The sequence below is a fragment of the Salinivibrio sp. PR919 genome, assembly GCF_001995355.1.
Lineage (GTDB): Bacteria > Pseudomonadota > Gammaproteobacteria > Enterobacterales > Vibrionaceae > Salinivibrio > Salinivibrio proteolyticus.
In genome coordinates, this window is sequence record NZ_MUFL01000077.1 from 1 (window position 1) to 16,522 (window position 16,522).

14 protein-coding genes are annotated in these 16,522 nt (G+C 49.8%); 10 read left to right on the top strand and 4 right to left on the bottom strand.

The genetic code is table 11. From position 1 onward, the window contains the following. Window positions 1-937: 937 nt before the first annotated feature. Genes BZG83_RS13135 through BZG83_RS13150 form a run of 4 tightly spaced genes read left to right on the top strand, consistent with a single transcriptional unit; the run spans window position 938 to window position 4,351 of the window. Complete coding sequence (locus tag BZG83_RS13135) at window positions 938-1,960, top strand: TRAP transporter substrate-binding protein (protein WP_069588397.1); 1,023 nt, start codon at window positions 938-940, stop codon at window positions 1,958-1,960. A 57-nt stretch (window positions 1,961-2,017) separates the two neighbouring features. Beyond that, window positions 2,018-2,593: a TRAP transporter small permease gene (locus tag BZG83_RS13140; protein WP_069588399.1), complete on the top strand. Its 576-nt coding sequence runs from the start codon at window positions 2,018-2,020 to the stop codon at window positions 2,591-2,593. Window positions 2,594-2,605: 12 nt separating this feature from the next. Beyond that, complete coding sequence (locus BZG83_RS13145) at window positions 2,606-3,889, top strand: TRAP transporter large permease (protein ID WP_077481195.1); 1,284 nt, start codon at window positions 2,606-2,608, stop codon at window positions 3,887-3,889. Between the two features lie 21 nt (window positions 3,890-3,910). Next, window positions 3,911-4,351 carry a universal stress protein gene (locus tag BZG83_RS13150; RefSeq protein WP_077457664.1) on the top strand — a complete coding sequence of 147 codons (441 nt, stop codon included), beginning with the start codon at window positions 3,911-3,913 and terminating at the stop codon, window positions 4,349-4,351. Window positions 4,352-4,454: 103 nt separating this feature from the next. Here BZG83_RS13150 and nhaD read toward each other — a convergent pair whose 3' ends face one another. After that, window positions 4,455-5,885: a sodium:proton antiporter NhaD gene (gene nhaD / locus BZG83_RS13155; RefSeq protein ID WP_069588405.1), complete on the bottom strand. Its 1,431-nt coding sequence runs from the start codon at window positions 5,883-5,885 to the stop codon at window positions 4,455-4,457. Window positions 5,886-6,396: 511 nt separating this feature from the next. Between nhaD and BZG83_RS13160 the strand changes: the two genes are divergently transcribed. From BZG83_RS13160 to BZG83_RS13175, 4 genes are all read left to right on the top strand, one after another. After that, window positions 6,397-7,365 (top strand): ABC transporter substrate binding protein, encoded by a 969-nt coding sequence (locus BZG83_RS13160; protein WP_077481197.1) that lies wholly within the window; start codon window positions 6,397-6,399, stop codon window positions 7,363-7,365. Window positions 7,366-7,390: 25 nt separating this feature from the next. Beyond that, the gene (locus BZG83_RS13165) at window positions 7,391-8,302 is read left to right on the top strand and encodes an ABC transporter permease (RefSeq protein ID WP_077481199.1); all 912 of its coding nucleotides are present in this window, start codon (window positions 7,391-7,393) and stop codon (window positions 8,300-8,302) included. Further along, window positions 8,299-9,093 (top strand): ABC transporter ATP-binding protein, encoded by a 795-nt coding sequence (locus tag BZG83_RS13170; RefSeq protein WP_077481201.1) that lies wholly within the window; start codon window positions 8,299-8,301, stop codon window positions 9,091-9,093. Before BZG83_RS13165 ends, BZG83_RS13170 begins: the two co-directional genes overlap by 4 nt. A 149-nt stretch (window positions 9,094-9,242) precedes the next feature. Further along, on the top strand, window positions 9,243-10,160 hold the full coding sequence (locus tag BZG83_RS13175; RefSeq protein WP_077481203.1) for an EamA family transporter: 918 nt from the start codon (window positions 9,243-9,245) through the stop codon (window positions 10,158-10,160). Here the strand turns inward: BZG83_RS13175 and viaA are convergent. Together viaA and BZG83_RS13185 are read right to left on the bottom strand one after the other, a co-directional pair. Continuing rightward, a complete protein-coding gene (viaA, locus tag BZG83_RS13180) occupies window positions 10,154-11,623 on the bottom strand; it encodes an ATPase RavA stimulator ViaA (RefSeq protein WP_077481205.1) in 1,470 nt (489 codons plus the stop codon). The genes BZG83_RS13175 and viaA overlap by 7 nt on opposite strands. Then, window positions 11,616-13,289: an AAA family ATPase gene (locus BZG83_RS13185; protein ID WP_108744061.1), complete on the bottom strand. Its 1,674-nt coding sequence runs from the start codon at window positions 13,287-13,289 to the stop codon at window positions 11,616-11,618. The genes viaA and BZG83_RS13185 overlap by 8 nt, the downstream gene beginning before the upstream one ends. Window positions 13,290-13,650: 361 nt before the next feature. Between BZG83_RS13185 and BZG83_RS13190 the strand changes: the two genes are divergently transcribed. After that, the gene (locus BZG83_RS13190; protein ID WP_077481209.1) at window positions 13,651-14,490 is read left to right on the top strand and encodes a phosphate ABC transporter substrate-binding protein; all 840 of its coding nucleotides are present in this window, start codon (window positions 13,651-13,653) and stop codon (window positions 14,488-14,490) included. An 8-nt stretch (window positions 14,491-14,498) separates the two neighbouring features. On the opposite strand, the gene BZG83_RS13195 is transcribed toward BZG83_RS13190, so the two are convergent. Next, window positions 14,499-15,338 carry a sulfurtransferase gene (locus BZG83_RS13195; protein WP_077481211.1) on the bottom strand — a complete coding sequence of 280 codons (840 nt, stop codon included), beginning with the start codon at window positions 15,336-15,338 and terminating at the stop codon, window positions 14,499-14,501. Between the two features lie 138 nt (window positions 15,339-15,476). On the opposite strand from BZG83_RS13195, the gene BZG83_RS13200 reads away from it, so the two are divergent. Next, window positions 15,477-16,451 carry a lipid A deacylase LpxR family protein gene (locus BZG83_RS13200; RefSeq protein WP_158011491.1) on the top strand — a complete coding sequence of 325 codons (975 nt, stop codon included), beginning with the start codon at window positions 15,477-15,479 and terminating at the stop codon, window positions 16,449-16,451. Window positions 16,452-16,522 lie beyond the last annotated feature (71 nt).

Sequence of the window (16,522 nt, forward strand, 5' to 3'; positions counted from 1 at the left end):
CTCTATCAGGGTGTTGCCTAACGTTCTCTATCAGGGTGTTGCCTAACGTTTATTTGCAATTGGTCCAAAGGGGTGCGGTAGTCGGTCATGAGTAATTCTTCCTTAAAAACCTGCGATTGCAGTTCCATCAATGATTTATGTGACGCTCATTAAAAGCCTAATTTATTTATCATACTGGCATTTATTTCTAGTCATGCTAAACACAGCAACCATCAAAAAGCAACATTTTGATAACATCAAGTTAACATTAATAAGTGAAATCAAAGTCCATAGGATTAGAAGTGATACGTAACTAGATGGAGTGCGTTGTGGGAAGCTCAGAACATTGTGATATACCAATCTTCCATTGAATACTCATTGACTGAGCTAGAAACGGTATTCAAACAGCGTGAAATTTACGTATCGTTCACCGTTTTGAGGAAAGGGGTTAAATGGCCGAATGAATTTTCTCACCTCTGCACTTAGTAATGCCCGATGCCTATACCAAGCAACCATCACAGATTGGTTAGTGATATAATCAAAATTGTTCAATTAACGACCATTGGTGTAGATTTTTATTTACTGTTGTCTCTATATCTTTTATTAAAAAAAAACACCATCCAATTATCTGCCGTGTTGTTACATGACCGCAACCCCCTGAATAAACCTGGTTTCCTTCAGTGAATCGCTGTTATTTTGCGCTGAGATTTTCTCTTTTGATGCAAAAACAAGATCTCAGTCACAGTGCAAACACGCCAAAATTCATCTGGCTTTAATAATTACAGCTCTGATGTTTAAGCTGTTGGGATAGTCTGTCTGGTGGCAAAAACATCGGCAGATGCTTCCACGGGTATAGGAGAGACAGGCACAAAGTGCCAACTCGTCAAGTGAGAAAAAGATCTTAATCACACTCTCGTTAACCACGAGTGAAAGCTAAACCACATATCGGAGGGACACGATGTCCATTTATAGCCATCTTAAGCAATTGACTGCGGTTTCATGCGTTGCTGCTGCGCTTGGCTTTTCAGCCCTAGCCAGCGCCGATACTTGGCGCTATGCGCACGAAGAGTATGAAGGTGACGTACAAGACGTGTATGCACACAAGTTTAAGGAATACATCGAAGATAACTCTGAACACTCTTTGCAAATCTATCGCTTCGGCGAGCTGGGTGAGTCTGATGACATCATGGAGCAAACCCAAGCCGGTATTCTTCAATTTGTTAACCAATCGCCGGGCTTTACTGGCTCATTGATCCCAGAGGCACAAATTTTCTTCATCCCTTATCTGATGCCAACCAACATGGAAACCGTGATCGAGTTCTTCCGTCAGAGCAAGGCAGTGAATGAAGATTTCCCGAAACTGTATGAAGAGCAAGGCCTTGAGCTTCTCAAAATGTACCCTGAGGGCGAAATGGTCATGACTGCCGACGAGCCTGTGACTGAGCCGGCCGATCTGAAAGGCAAGAAGATCCGTGTCATGACTAACCCACTGCTTTCATCAACCTATGAAGCCTTTGGTGCAACGCCAACGCCATTGCCATGGGGTGAAGTATATGGCGCACTCCAAACCAATATGATCCAAGGTCAAGAAAACCCGATTTTCTGGATTGAATCAGGCGGCTTGTACGAAGTATCGCCGAACCTGATCTTCACACACCACGGTTGGTTTACGACTGCCTCCATGGCAAACAAAGACTTCTTTGATGGGTTGTCGAAAGACGATCAAGCCATGATCCGTGACGCAGCTGATTATGCCTTCAATGAAACGGTGAAACATATCCGTGGCCTTGCTGAGAAGTCATTGGAGAAAATTCAGGCGTCGAGTGACGACGTGACTGTCACACGCCTGACGGATGAGCAAATCGCTAAGTTCAAAGCACGTGCCCCTCAGGTTGAAGAAACCTTCTATGAAATGACCGGCGAAAGCGGCAAAGCCCTTCTTAATCAATTTAAGAAAGATCTCGAAGCCGTTACTAACTAGTTGTCAGTTGTTCAGGCACCGCGCCTTGCGGTGCCTGTTTATTTTGAGGAATACGTAATGACCGATTCCGACTCTCTCACTTATCACTCAGAGCTTCCCGGCCTTCTTGGTAAATTGGACACCCTGATCTGCAAAATCGAGTCTTTTATGCTCGCCGCAGGCGTGCTGTTAATGGCGCTCAATACCTGCGTGAACGTTGTGGCGCGTTTTGGCTTTGGTCAAGGGCTGTTCTTTTCCGGTGAGATAAACCGCATTCTGATCATTCTGATCACGTTCGCGGGGATTGGCTATGCCGCTCGTCATGGTCGACATATTCGTATGTCTGCCCTTTACGATACCCTGCCGTTTAAGGGACGTAAGATCCTAATGATCACTATCGCGTTAGTAACTGGTTTGATTATGCTGGTTCTCGCATATTTTTCTTATCAATACATCGTTTCGGTATACGACCGAGGCCGTATTTTGCCCGCCCTCGGTTTTGAAATTTGGTGGATCTATATCTGGGTTCCCCTTGGATTTGTCATCACAGGGATCCAATACGGACTAACCGTTTATAAAAACCTAACCGCTCCAGATGTTTACCTCTCCGCCGGCGTGCTTGACGGTTACGCTGAGACTGAAAGTGAAGTTTAAATAGGCACTCTTATGGCCCTGACTTTAATGTTCATCATGATCGTCTTGCTCGTGCTTGGCTTTCCGATGATGATTCCCCTTACGGCTGCCGCCTTAACTGGTTTTTACATGATGTTTGGTGGCGTCGGTCAAATGGATACCTTTATCCAACAAGTGTTAGGCGGCATCCGCCCAGCGTCCTTGATTGCTGTGCCCATGTTTATCCTTGCTGCAGACATTATGACCCGTGGTCAATCGGCTTCACGCTTGATTGATATGGTCATGACGTTTATCGGCCATATTCGTGGCGGCTTAGCCATCAGTACGGCGACCTCGTGTACGCTGTTCGGCGCCGTTTCAGGTTCAACCCAAGCGACAGTGGTCGCAGTGGGTTCTGCTTTACGTCCTAAATTATTGCGCGCCGGATACAGCGATTCGTTCTCACTCGCGCTGATTATCAACTCGAGTGATATCGCCTTTTTGATCCCACCGAGTATCGGGATGATCATTTACGGGGTGATCTCCGAAACCTCGATTGCCGAGCTATTCATCGCGGGGATTGGCCCTGGTTTGATGATTCTGTGCTTTTTCTCTTTGTACTGCCTCTATTACGCGACGGTCAATAAAGTGCCGACTGAGCCAAAGGCCACATGGAAAGAGCGTATGCAGGCTACCCGGAAAGCACTTTGGCCACTGATGTTCCCATTAATTATTGTGGGGGGGATTTATGGCGGTGTGTTTAGTCCCACCGAGGCGGCTGCCGTGTGTGTGCTGTATGCGATGATTTTGGAGTTTGGAGTATTCCGATCATTAAGCAGTCGAGATGTCTTTACCATCGCGCGCTCAACCGGCCTTATCACTGCAGTGGTTTTCATTTTGGTGGGGGTCGGTAATGGGTTCTCTTGGATTATCTCATTCGCACAAATCCCGCAAACCATTCTAGAAGCCGTCGGGATTAGCCAAATGGGCCCTATGGGTGTCCTTGCCTCAATTTCTATCGCCTTCTTCGTCGCCTGTATGTTTGTTGACCCCATTGTGGTTATCTTGGTGTTAACGCCTATATTTGCACCTGCGATAGAAGCCACTAGTCTTGATCCTGTACATGTGGGGATAGTGATCACCTTGCAAGTCGCGATTGGTTCAGCAACACCACCCTTTGGCTGCGATATTTTTACCGCGATTGCGWTTTTCAAAAAACCCTATTGGGAAGTTATCCGTGGGACAGGCCCYTTTATTGCGATGCTGCTTCTCTCCGCCGCACTGCTGGTGATGTTCCCTCAGATTGCGTTATTCCTGCGTGATATCGCGTTTGGATAACCTAACAACAGGAGTAACTGGATGTTTAAACGAATACTCGTTGCGGTTGATGGCTCTTTTTCAGCCTTAAACGCATTGGATAAAGCGCTAGAAATTCAACAACTCACCGGTGCAGAGTTGTATCTTTTGTGTGTGTTTAAGCATCACAGTTTGTTTGAGGCATCGCTATCGATGGTGCGCCCTGATCGATTACAAATCCCAGATCAAACCTTAAGCGAATACGCGCGTAACATCGTCGAGCAAGCCAAACAACATGCGCTTGAAAATGGCGGCGAAAATGTACGAGGTTTTGTAAAAGGCGGTCGCCCCTCTAAAACCATCATTAAGTTTGCCAAAAGCAAAGAGGTAGATTTGATTGTGATGGGGGCACACGGGACACATTCAGATAAAGACGGTATGTTCCTCGGCAGTGTGTCACATCGCGTGGCTGGACGCGCCCACTGCCCCACGATGGTCGTCTAACGCCGTGATGGCTTTTGCTTCACTACACGGCAAAATCCCTTACGCTAAACAGCAAAACGCCGCTATTGGATAGCGGCGTTTTTCTATGATGCCAACTTATCAGCTATTGAATATGAAAGTAGTGGCTATTAAGCACTAAATGTACAGCGATAGAGGCGATATACCCCAACATAATGACAGGTGCCCACTTCAAATGACCAAAGAAGGTGTATTTGCCGTGCGCTTGTCCCATCAATGCCACCCCTGCGGCTGACCCCAAAGAGAGCAAGCTGCCGCCAACACCGGCCGTTAATGTCACCAGCAACCAGTTTCCGTGCGACATTTCTGGGCTCATCGTTAATACTGCGAACATCACAGGAATATTATCGACCACCGCGGATAACACCCCAACCAAGCTATTCGCCCAGATAGGATCCCACTGCAGATACATGACGTTTGAGACCATGGTGAGGTAACCAATCAAGCTAAGTCCCCCGACACACATCACGACCCCATAGAAGAAAAGCAAGGTATCCCACTCCGCGTGCGAGATGCGACGAAACACATCAAAAGGCACCACTGAGCCTAGGCGACGTAATGCCGCTTCGTCATTCTTCGCCTCCGCAATCGCACGCTTACGTGCCAATGAGCGCGGCAGGGTGCGACGCAAGTAAAAGCCGAAGAACTGCAAGTACGCGAGGCCCATCATCATACCCATCACCGGTGGGAAGTGAATAAAGCCATGGAACGCAACTGCAGTGGCAATGGTGAGTAAAAACAACACCATAATACGACGCGCGCCACGTTTAAGCTCGACGTGCTCTTGCATCACATCCGGCTGAGTCCGTGGGATAAACAGTGACATAATAAAAGCGGGGATCACATAGTTGACTACAGATGGAATGAACAAAGCTCCGAACTCAGCAAAGGTCACTTTGCCCGCCTGCCAAACCATCAGTGTGGTGATATCACCAAAGGGACTGAAGGCGCCCCCTGCGTTCGCGGCAACCACAATGTTGATACACGCGAGGTTCACAAAGCGAGGATTGTCACCGCCGATTTTTAGCACAATCGTACACATCAATAGTGCCGTTGTGAGGTTATCCGCAATGGGAGAAATAAAGAAGGAAAGTACTCCAGTGATCCAAAACAAGGTGCGTAAATCATAGCCTTTGCTTAAAATCCACGCTTTTAAGCCATCAAATAGGCGCCTTTCTTCCATCGCGGAAATATAGGTCATCGCCACCAGCAAGAATAGCAGTAGCTCTGCATATTCAAGAAGGTTATGCTCAAGCGCTGCATGCGCGGGGGCCATGTCTCCCCATTGTGAGTACGCGTATCCGATTAGCAACCAGATTAACCCCGCCGCCAGTAACACAGGCTTTGACTTACGCAAATGAAGCTTTTCTTCTAGCATCACCAAGCTGTAAGCCACGGCAAAAATGGCTAAAGAGGCATAGCCTACCCAGTTCTGGGTTAAATCCAGTCCTTGTCCTGTCGTAGCGGCAAACGCACTCGGCGAAACTACCGCCAGTGCCGCAACCAAACGCTTCATCCTTGAGCCTCCAAGTATTGATTACCTAACTTTTCTACATTGCATAAAAAAACCGGCCTAATCGGCCGTGTTGTCTAAAACCCTATATCGACGAGGGATAAATGCCAGTGAACGCCCTGTCGTGACACGATTCTCAGCCTCAAAAAAGACCTCAAACAGCGCACGCTTTTGCACTCAACGGGTTTTCATAATCGTTTGTTTTGCTCATTTGCCGAGCAGCAGCACAAAAGCAAACATAATATTAACAAATGTGGCGTGAACGTCTATCTTTAAGCGAGGTGAATCGGCAAAAAAGAGATGACATTGCTTACTGTCAAGCTTAATAATATCAACTTACTAGTCGACATACGCTGTCATCGTCAGCAAAAAACGACTAAGTTTGAATAAAAAGCAAATAAATTCAATTGCTATAAAAACAAAACTCGTATTTTAACTAACACACAACATCGCAATCTAACATCCTTGCTTGATCACCACCCATGGCATGCATGATGAGAAGAAGGGAGTCACTATGAAAGCACCTAAACTCGCCACATTGGCCTGCGCTGCCGCGCTGTCTGTTGGCGTCTCTGTGACGGCACTGGCAGAAACCGCGACGGTTGCGGTTTCCCAAATTGTCGAGCACCCTGCGCTTGATGCCGCGCGAAACGGTCTACTCGATGGGTTAAAAGCCAAAGGATATACGCCGGGAGAAAATCTAGATTTTAAATATCAAACAGCGCAAGGTAACCCGGCTATTGCTGTTCAAATCGCTCGTCAATATGTTGGCGAACAACCTGACGTGCTGGTTGGGATCGCGACACCTTCCGCACAAGCACTGGCAGCAGCAACCAAAGATATCCCAGTTATTTTTACCGCCGTTACCGATCCTGTGGGAGCGAAACTGGTTAAGAATATGGATGCTCCGAGTGGCAACGTAACCGGTCTGTCTGACCTCTCTCCTGTCGCTCAACACGTTGCATTGGCTAAAGAGTTACTCCCCGAGCTCACCACCATTGGGGTGGTTTACAATCCAGGGGAAGCCAATGCCGTCACATTAGTCGAATTACTCCGTGAAGCTGCCAGTGCTCAAGGCATTAAGGTTGTGGAAGGCACAGCGCTAAAAAGTGCAGATGTTCAATCTGCTGCGCAAGTTGTGGCCACCCAAGCGGATGTGATTTATGCGCCAACCGATAATACCGTTGCCAGCGCGATCGATGGTCTTGTCGCAGCGGCTAATTCTGCTGATACCCCAGTGATTGGTGGGTCAACATCGTATATCCCTAACGGCGCAGTGGTAGCGCTCGGCTTTGATTACTACTCCGTTGGTGTGCAAACGTCTGATTATGTTGCTGCGGTACTGGAAGGGAAACCCGTGTCTTCACTGCCGGCCAAAGTCGCGCTCGGCTCTGACTTAGCCGTTAATCGTGCGGCAGCCAATCGACTTGGCATCACGGTTCCCGACACGATTTTGGATCGTGCCGCGCGTATTCAAGACTAGTCAGTATCAGTCTTAGGAGTAGTGAATGACTGCCATTGCTTTTTTTGGCACCTTGGAAGTAGGCCTTATCTATGGCTTGGTCGCCTTAGGGGTTTATCTGACGTTCCGGGTGCTTGATTTTCCCGATCTTACCGTTGATGGCAGCTTCCCGATGGGCGCTGCGGTGGCGGCCACACTTATCGTCGCAGGCTACAACCCTTGGTTTGCTACCGCAGTCGCTATTCTGGCCGGTGGGATCACTGGCTTGGTGACGGCGTTTTTGACGGTGAAGTGCGGCATCCTCAATCTGCTCTCGAGCATTTTGACGATGATTGCCGCTTTTTCGATCAATATTCGTATTATGGGTCGGCCGAATATCGCCTTGTTGGGTGAGGAAAMCATTCTTACCCCATTCGAACAGCTGGGTATCGCACCTGTCTATCTGCGTCCGCTCGTGGTCGGTGTTTTAGTGATTATCAGTGGTTTGTTGGTGATTCGCTTACTCGCCAGTGATTTTGGTCTCGGCCTGCGCGCCACTGGGGTGAACCCTCGAATGGTTAAGGCGCAGGGCGGCAGTACCGCCATGTATACCTATTTTGGCTTAGCCCTATCCAACGCCTTTGTCGGCTTTGCTGGGGCGCTATTTGCACAAACCAATAGTTTTGCCGATGTTACTTCGGGGGTCGGCACCATTGTGGTTGGTCTTGCGGCTGTGATTTTAGGCCAAACACTGATACCGGGCCGCAAAGTGTGGGTGGCGGTAGTTGCCGTTATTGTTGGTTCGATTCTCTACCGTCTCGCCGTCGCCTTTGCACTATCCAGTGGTATGTTTGGCTTGCAAGCCTCGGACCTCAACCTGGTTACCGCCGTACTGGTCGCCGTCGCGCTTATCGCGCCTAAAATGCGTCAGCAATATCAAAAATCAAAACGCGCCAAGCAGACRGAGGTGTCGGAATGATTTCATTAACCAATATTCAAGTGACCTTTAACCCCGGTACTGTGCTTGAAAACCGCGCCTTACGTGGCGTAAGTCTGACGATTCCAGAAAAAGAGTTTGTCACCATTATCGGCTCTAATGGCGCTGGGAAATCAACACTGCTCGGTGCGGTAACCGGCGAGACGCCAATGATCGGCGGAAGCGTCAATATTGATGGCGTCGATGTGACCAAGAAAGCCGTTCATGAACGCGCCACCCTCGCAGCCCGTGTGTTTCAAGATCCGCTGGCAGGCACCTGTGCCTCGCTGACCATTGAAGAAAACCTTGCACTGGCTTATCGTCGCGGTAAAGGACGTGGCTGGACACGTGCGCTCGGTGACAAGCGCCGCAAGCTCTTTCAAGAAAGGATAGCGATTTTAGGTTTGGGCCTTGAAGATAGGTTGAGCGACAGTATTGGTTTGCTCTCCGGTGGCCAACGCCAAGCGGTCAGTTTGGTCATGGCGACCTTGTCGGAAAGCAAACTCTTATTGCTGGATGAGCACACCGCCGCGCTCGACCCTCGCATGGCTGCGTTCGTGATTGATTTGACCAAAACCATCGTCAATGAGTTTAGCCTTACTGCGATGATGGTCACGCACTCCATGAAAGATGCCCTTGCCTGTGGCGACCGTACCGTGATGCTACACCAAGGAAACATTGTGCTTGATGTGCATGGCGATGAGCGCAAAAACATGGATGTGCCGCACCTGCTTGAGATGTTCAATAAAGTGCGCGGCGAGACACTGGCAGACGACAGTTTGCTTCTCAGTTAACTCACCTCCCAAGCCACAAGGCGCCCTCTCGGCGCCTTTTTTCATGATGGCCCCATCAACAGTTCTAATTTATTGGCATGGCTGTCTAACAATTAGGGGTTATGACATTTCCATGCTAGCCTAACGCCAGTATTGCCAAGGAATTAGGTATGAACGCAAAAAGTATCGCACTCGCCCTCACCGTGGTCGTTATTTGGGGCGTGAATTTCTCTGTCATCAAAGTAGGCTTACACACACTGCCGCCAATTCTTTTCTCTGGGTTGCGCTTTTTAATTGTTGCTATCCCAGCGGTATTGTTTGTCCCACGTCCTCGCGTCCCACTGTGGCAGTTATTGACCGTTGGACTCAGTCTTGGCGTGATTAAATTCAGCCTGCTCTTTGTGGCGATGGACGCCGACGCATCGGCAGGGATTGCGTCTTTGCTGTTGCAAGCGCAGGTGATCTTTACCATCTTACTGAGTGCGGTGTTACTGCGCGAAGTTGTTACTCGCGCGCAAGGACTGGGGCTGTTCATTGCTCTGTCTGGGTTTGCACTTTTCTTTCTTACCACCACAGGTAGCGCTACCCTCACAGGTGTGACGATGATCGTCGCCGCGGCGTTTTTCTGGGCCATTGCCAATCTGGTGATGAAACAGATGCCAGGCGTGAATCTGATGCATTTTATGGTATGGGTGAGCTTGATCCCTCCCCTGCCACTCTTCGCCCTATCCTATTTACTGGAGAGCCAACATCCGCTCCAATTGCTGCAAGCTACACCGCTATCTGGCTGGTTATCCATCGCTTACGTCGGCTRCATTTCTACCTTGGTGGCCTTTGCTTTGTGGGGCTGGCTATTAAATCAACATACCTCAGCGTCGGTCACACCGTTCGCGTTATTAATCCCCATTGTGGGAATGAGTGCCGCCTCGATAGGTCTGGGGGAGCGATTATCACCCATCGAATGGGTGGGGGCAGGATTGATCGTGGTTGGGCTAACCATTTCCGTACTTGGCGCGAGACTGTGGCGTTATCTTATGCAAGTAAGAAAAGCATCGGCGAAAAAAGCACCGTCTGCGTCCGCTCAGTGATCGCGCTTGCCCGGCCACCATTGGTTAACTAAGCGTCCGGCTAAAGATGGCTGATAGCGCCAACAGTGATCAAACATCGCCATCAGCTCTGGATTACCATATTTAGACAGGCTCACTGCGTGAAATCGATTTTGCTGCGCTTTCAATGCATTCACTTTTTCGATCATCGCATCCGATTGTTTGGGCGCGATAAAATCAGACACCACCACCAGATCAGCATTTTGGTAGCGGTCACCTGCCATTAAATCGAGCGCTTTATCAATCACTGGCGCCATATCGGTACCACCATGAAAACGGTATGAAAGAAAGCTCATCGCTTCTTGTAGTCCCTGTTCGCCAGTCAGCTCATAGCTAATATGGTCAGTGGAAAACAGCATCRCGTAGCAGTCACGATGCTCGGTGGCGGCGATACGCATCAATACATACGCCAAGGCTTTTGCACATTGTTCCGGAAAGCCACTCATGGAGCCAGAGGCATCGACCGCAATAATAAATGGGCCTTTTATCTGCTCAGGCTTAGACTGACTCGGTGCATTGGTTTCTACCTTTTGGCGACGATGCGCCTTCCCCGACAATTGATAGTTCAGTAGCTGTTTATCGACCAATTGCTTGTAAAACACCACTTCGAGCGTAGGATCTGAGAGCAGCACCGCTTCATTAGGAAGTAAGCGATCAACGCGGTCGCTTTGACAAATACCCGTAATATCATCAGGAACGTCAACTTGTCGCTCTGGCACTGTTTTTAAGGTTTCAGTCGGTTGCTGGCTGGGGCCACTGGCACTGACTTGATTCGCCATCCGTCCCAACTGCTCCGCAATCGCTTGAAGATCAGGATTTTTCTCTAGGAAAGTGACAAAACGTTTCAGTAAGGTCACGTCATGTTGAGACAAATGGCTCGCGGCCATATCCCACAACCGGCCCACTTTACTGATATCACCGGATTGATCGACGCCATCCATCGTTTGATAGGTTGCAATACGACGGTAAAGATCGTCTAAAAGCTTCTCTTTTTGCGCTTCCAAATTTTCCGACTGCAACGCGTGGATTTCTGCCTTTAAATGCGCATGCCATTTATTGCAAAAATACGATTGAAACATTGGGTCAGGATGTTCAGCCTGTTGTGCCGCCAATGATGACGCTTGCGCATGAAACGAAGAGACCGACTCCAAGTCAGCGAGGAGTGTTTGAATGTCGGACTCAAAGGCGCGTGCCGACTTCTCTGTCGCTTGTTCATACAACTGAATTTCTTGCTTCAGGGCCGGTGACAACCCTTGCTGCATGAGTTTGCGCTTGGTGTGGCCGCGCCATCTATCGAGCTGTTTTTGTACCGCACGTTTGATCGCCGGGCTGCGCTCAGTGAGAAGCAGTAACTGGGGGTGAGACATTAACTCGGTCATTGCCGCATCAAGCAAGCCGGATTCCGCCAACATCAAGCCCATGTTTAAGCTTTCTGCGCTAAGCATCGTCCGCTCCAGTAAAAAACGTATCGAGACGACGTAAACGGCGTGCTTGCTGTTCTAGCGTGGCCATGTGCGCTTTTACATCCCGCTCGGCATCCACCAAGCTCGCAGATGCGACTTCCAGTAACTCTGGCTGGGCAAAAAGATGCGGTAGGCCTGCATTTAGCTGACTACGAGCGCGACGAATAAGAAACTGCGCCTGATTTAATTGTTCAAGCGCTTGGTCGGTTTGCGCGTGCCAGGTGTCAAGCTGTTCAGCGTTTGGATTATTCACCCCCGCCAGTGCAACCGGCACAGCACGATTGGCAATGTCTTTGACCACCAGCATGCCCTGTGCGTCCCACTCTAACGTGAGGCGACACAAATGGGTGTTTTTGTTGACGTAGCCATAAAGATCCGTGCTGCCGGGCTTGAGCTTCTTCTCCACATCGGCCGCATCGAGGTATATCCAGCGACTATCGCCCTTTTCTTGCTCCGAGACCGACGGATTGGCAGTGAGCAGCACAAAGCGGACGAGGTCGCGACTTTGATTGACGCTAAAACGCGGGGCTTTGCTGATATCAATGGTGGGTTTTCGTAAGCTCGAACTTGCGCTGTCTTGCTGGTAAGCGAGCGCATCGACCGTGCTTTGCTCTATGTCACGCAAGGCCACTTTCACATCATCCATTAACGCTAAGGCTTCTTGCTGATCGAACAAAATCTCAGCCGCAAACCGACGCATCACATCCTGTACCACGTCGCGCGATTCAGGGCTGTGCCAGAGACAGTCTTCGAGTAGCAGTAAGTCGAGCGGCCCGACTTCATCACGCCCGTTAAAGAACGCCGCCGCCYTTAAGAGGCGCACCGCTTTTTTCCAGCGGCGATCCGAGACGTATAATTCGGCTGGATTAAAGCTTGGACTCTCTTCGCCCGCCTGCTCGAGCCGCTGCTTTAAGGTATAGAGCTTGTCAAAAATCGCATCAGGCAAAGCAAGGCTAGGAATAATGCTTTGCCATTGCTGATACTCCTCATGACCAATTTTAATTTTATCTGGCACCGAGGTTTCATCTTGGCTCGGCTCAGTGAGCATCAGTTTAAAATTCTTCTTCTCTTGAATACGGTTGACAAATACGCGCAGAAGCATTCGGTCATACAAAGCATCTAGCCCACTATCAGGCTCAGGAAGTTCATTTGAGGCCGTGACGAGAAGCCGCATGGGAACCGGATAAACATGCTCGCCATTACGAAACGTACGCTCATTGACCACAGTTAATAGCGTGTTGAGGATAGCCGGACCAGCTTTCCAAATCTCATCGAGGAACACCACATCGGCGTTGGGTAGATAGCCCTCAGTGAGACGAACATATTTACCTTCATCCTTCAGCGCTTGAATGGATAACGGCCCAAAAACTTCTTCAGGGGTGGAGAAGCGGGTCATCAAATATTCAAAGAACTGGCTGTTTTCAAACGCATCGATTAGGCGTTTGGCAATAAAACTCTTAGCGATGCCCGGTGGCCCCAACAAAAACACACTTTCGCCAGCAAGCGCGGCGAGCAAACACATTTTGATCGTATGTTCACGTTCATAGACGCCGCTGGAGAGGGCATCAATGAGTTGAGAAATGCGCTCAGGCAATAGCGCACGACGGCTGACGGTGGCGAGGTTTTGAGACAAGTGACACTCCCGCATTCTGATTCGGTTTCAGTCTGAGCGGCCTCTCGCGGTGATAAGGCGGCTTCCTGCTTCTACATAAAGCATGGCAAGTCCATCCAAGGCTGCCATCAACACGCTGAACAAGCGCACAATAAATAAACTAATGTGTAAGTAAATTTTAAGTAATGTATGGATATATCATTGATGCAGATATCAAATAGTGACACAGATCACCTTAAAGTCAATATTGTGTAGTCGCTCGAAGAAGCTGATGGTTAAAGCATCAGGAACGCTTTGATCTTGTTAACTCAGTATGGTTTTGGCTCACGTTGTCACTGGAATGACACATCATTGTCATAGAATCCGTTGCCTCTTTATCGCGACAGGACGTTAACCCATGCTTAAACACACACTTTTTTCTTTCCTCTTCCTTTGCATCAGCCAACTCGCGATCGCCGCGCCATCAGTCACTATCACGGGTTCAACGTCTGTGAGCCATGTGATGGAAGTGATTGCCGAGCGCTATCAGCGCGACCATGATGTGGTCATTCAGGTACAAGGAACGGGCTCGGCCGCGGGTATTGCTGCAGTCAAACAAGGGATTGCACCCATGGGCATGAGTTCGCGGTATTTAAAACAAGAAGAAATTGCTCCCGATCTCACCACCGATATTCTGGCCTATGATGGCATTGCCTTGGTGGTTCATCCCAGCAATCCCGTCACGGCCCTGACCCAAGCTCAAATTCGGAAGATCTATTTGGGGGAGATTAAAAACTGGCAAGCACTCGGGGGAGCGGATCGTGAAATCGCCGCGGTGTCTCGTGAGTCAGCCTCGGGATCGCGCTTTTCGTTTGAAACCTTACTCGACCTGACCAAGGTCGTGAAAGGTGAGACAGTGTCAGGAGTGAGTCCGCGCTTAATGGTGGTGAATAGCAATAGCATGGTGAAAACCCTAGTCGCCAAGAACCCTCATGCTATCGGCTATGTCTCGCTAGGCTCGGTCGATGCAGGCATCAAGCCGCTATCGGTGGATGGTCAAGCACCAACCTTGGCCGCCATCGCTGATGGGCGCTATAAGCTGGCGCGCCCTTTTGTGATATTGCGCAAAACCGCGCCACTGTCATCCGCCGCTAACGGCTTTTATGATTACTTGCTTTCTGAGCAAGGCCAGCAAGCGTTTGCCAATGCCGGCTATGTCGCGAGTCAGTCGCAACAGATGGCACTGACAACGCCCTGAGCGAGCAATTAGGCCGTACTGGCTTCCTTAGTCACCGGCCATGCTTTATGGCTACCCCACTCTGTCCATGACCCATCGTAGACAGCAATCGGGTAGCCAAAGTAATGCTCGGCCACTGCGGCGAGAATGCAAGCCGTCACGCCAGACCCACAACTTGCAACATTAAGGCGTGTATCACTGAGTAGCGGAAGCACAAGGCGTCTGGCTTCTGTTTGATCAATCACGAAGCCTTGTTGGTCAGTAAGACTAGCAAATGGTAAGTTCTTTGCGCCCGGCATATGCCCTGCGCGCACACCGTCTCTTGGCTCTGGCACCGTCCCGTTAAACCGTGCCGCTGGACGGACATCAATCACATTCACAGCCGCCAGTTTTGCCGCCAGTGTTTCTCCATCTATATAGCGATAAGGTTTGAAGCTCGACACATACGTTGCTTCGACGCGGGGTTTCGCGGCCGACTCTTCCACAGGCCCATCTTGTGCCAGCCAAGCCGGCAATCCACCATCTAAAATAAAGACATTTTCATGGCCCATGACTTTACACATCCACCACACGCGGGCGGCAGAAAACAGGCCTTGGGTATCATAGACCACCAAGGTATCTTGTGGCGCGATGCCGAGTTTGCCCATGTGTCTCGCAAATTCCTCAGCACTGGGTAACATATGAGGTAACGTCGATTGGGTATCTTTAATAGCGCCATCAAAGTCAAAGAATATGGCACCCGGCAAACGGCGCTGCTGCCACTCCTGATAGCTATCGCGCGCCACGTCGGGCATAAACCAACTGGCGTCTACGGGGACAACCGACTCTAATCGCGACGTTAACCACTGCGCACTGACAAACACTGACATCTTGACGATCCCTTTTCATTATTGATGGAGGCCTTACTCATGTTTCACTCGATACTGACGAGCGTGACATAGAGTAACACTCAGTTTTTCTTCATACTGATTCTGTCGCCATTAAGATGCAAGCCAATGAGGACGTTAATGACATCGCTGCCCCTAATTCGTCGAACCGCTTTAGCCTTGCTCGTGCTTCCCTCACTCGGCCAAGCAGCAGGGTTTGGCGTAACGATCGAAAATGACAGCCCACTCGGCGAAGATAATCAATATACCAGTGGCGTATATGCCCATTGGCACAGTGACTGGTCTGACGATGTCACCACCACATCGGTGGCGCCGATACGTTGGTTTGCAGAGCAACTGCCTTTAAACCCAGAGGCCCGTCAAGCTTGGAGTCTAGACATCGGCCAGATGATGTGGACACCGAATGACATCACCTTCACCACACCGCAACCTAACGAGCGTCCCTACGCGGGGCTGATTTTTATCGAGCCGGGTGTGTATCAGCAAACGCCTGAACGTGTCGATAAATGGTCGGTATTGTTTGGCATCGTAGGGCCTGCTTCTTTGACCGAACAAGGGCAATCTTACGTGCACAAGCTTATCGACTCACCGGATCCCAAAGGATGGGACTATCAGGTGCGAAATACGCCGGTGGCACAGTTTGCCTACGAACGCCACCAGCTTCTTCATCGGAGCGAATACCAAGAGTGGGGCGTATCTGGTCGCGCAGATATTGGTAACTTTCGCAGTGAAGTATCCGCCGGGCTCAGCTATCGCATCGGGCTAGACTTAGCGAATTCCTATGGTGGGATCAGTTTTGAGCCCGGTCGCCACCTTGACAGCCGAATGTTTGATGCCAGCACCCAAGGCGCGTTTTTTTACACCGCTGTGCAAGGTCGATACCGCGCCAATGACATCACCATTAATGGCGATAAGCCCCCTGAAAACGCAGATATTGATATGACCCATTGGCAAGCCAGTGCCGCGGCCGGTTTCGCTTATTACCAACCGCGCTGGGGCACTGACGTGAGCGTTGCGCTGCACAGTAAAGACTATCAACAAGCGACTGACGACACCTACAGCTATGTGTCATGGACAGTCCACTATCGTTATTAACGGTTAACTGGCAGAGGCTTCTACGGCTTGTTTCACCACAGGTCGTGCGCCGCGATCAGACCATTTCATCC

Bases quoted from the DNA above. Each gene is read 5' to 3' on its own strand.
- BZG83_RS13135 (WP_069588397.1), top strand. From the start codon at position 938: ATGTCCATTTATAGCCATCTTAAGCAATTGACTGCGGTTTCATGCGTT.
- BZG83_RS13140 (WP_069588399.1), top strand. From the start codon at position 2,018: ATGACCGATTCCGACTCTCTCACTTATCACTCAGAGCTTCCCGGCCTT.
- BZG83_RS13150 (WP_077457664.1), top strand. From the start codon at position 3,911: ATGTTTAAACGAATACTCGTTGCGGTTGATGGCTCTTTTTCAGCCTTA.
- nhaD (WP_069588405.1), bottom strand. From the start codon at position 5,885: ATGAAGCGTTTGGTTGCGGCACTGGCGGTAGTTTCGCCGAGTGCGTTT.
- BZG83_RS13160 (WP_077481197.1), top strand. From the start codon at position 6,397: ATGAAAGCACCTAAACTCGCCACATTGGCCTGCGCTGCCGCGCTGTCT.
- BZG83_RS13170 (WP_077481201.1), top strand. From the start codon at position 8,299: ATGATTTCATTAACCAATATTCAAGTGACCTTTAACCCCGGTACTGTG.
- BZG83_RS13190 (WP_077481209.1), top strand. From the start codon at position 13,651: ATGCTTAAACACACACTTTTTTCTTTCCTCTTCCTTTGCATCAGCCAA.
- BZG83_RS13195 (WP_077481211.1), bottom strand. From the start codon at position 15,338: ATGTCAGTGTTTGTCAGTGCGCAGTGGTTAACGTCGCGATTAGAGTCG.
- BZG83_RS13200 (WP_158011491.1), top strand. From the start codon at position 15,477: ATGACATCGCTGCCCCTAATTCGTCGAACCGCTTTAGCCTTGCTCGTG.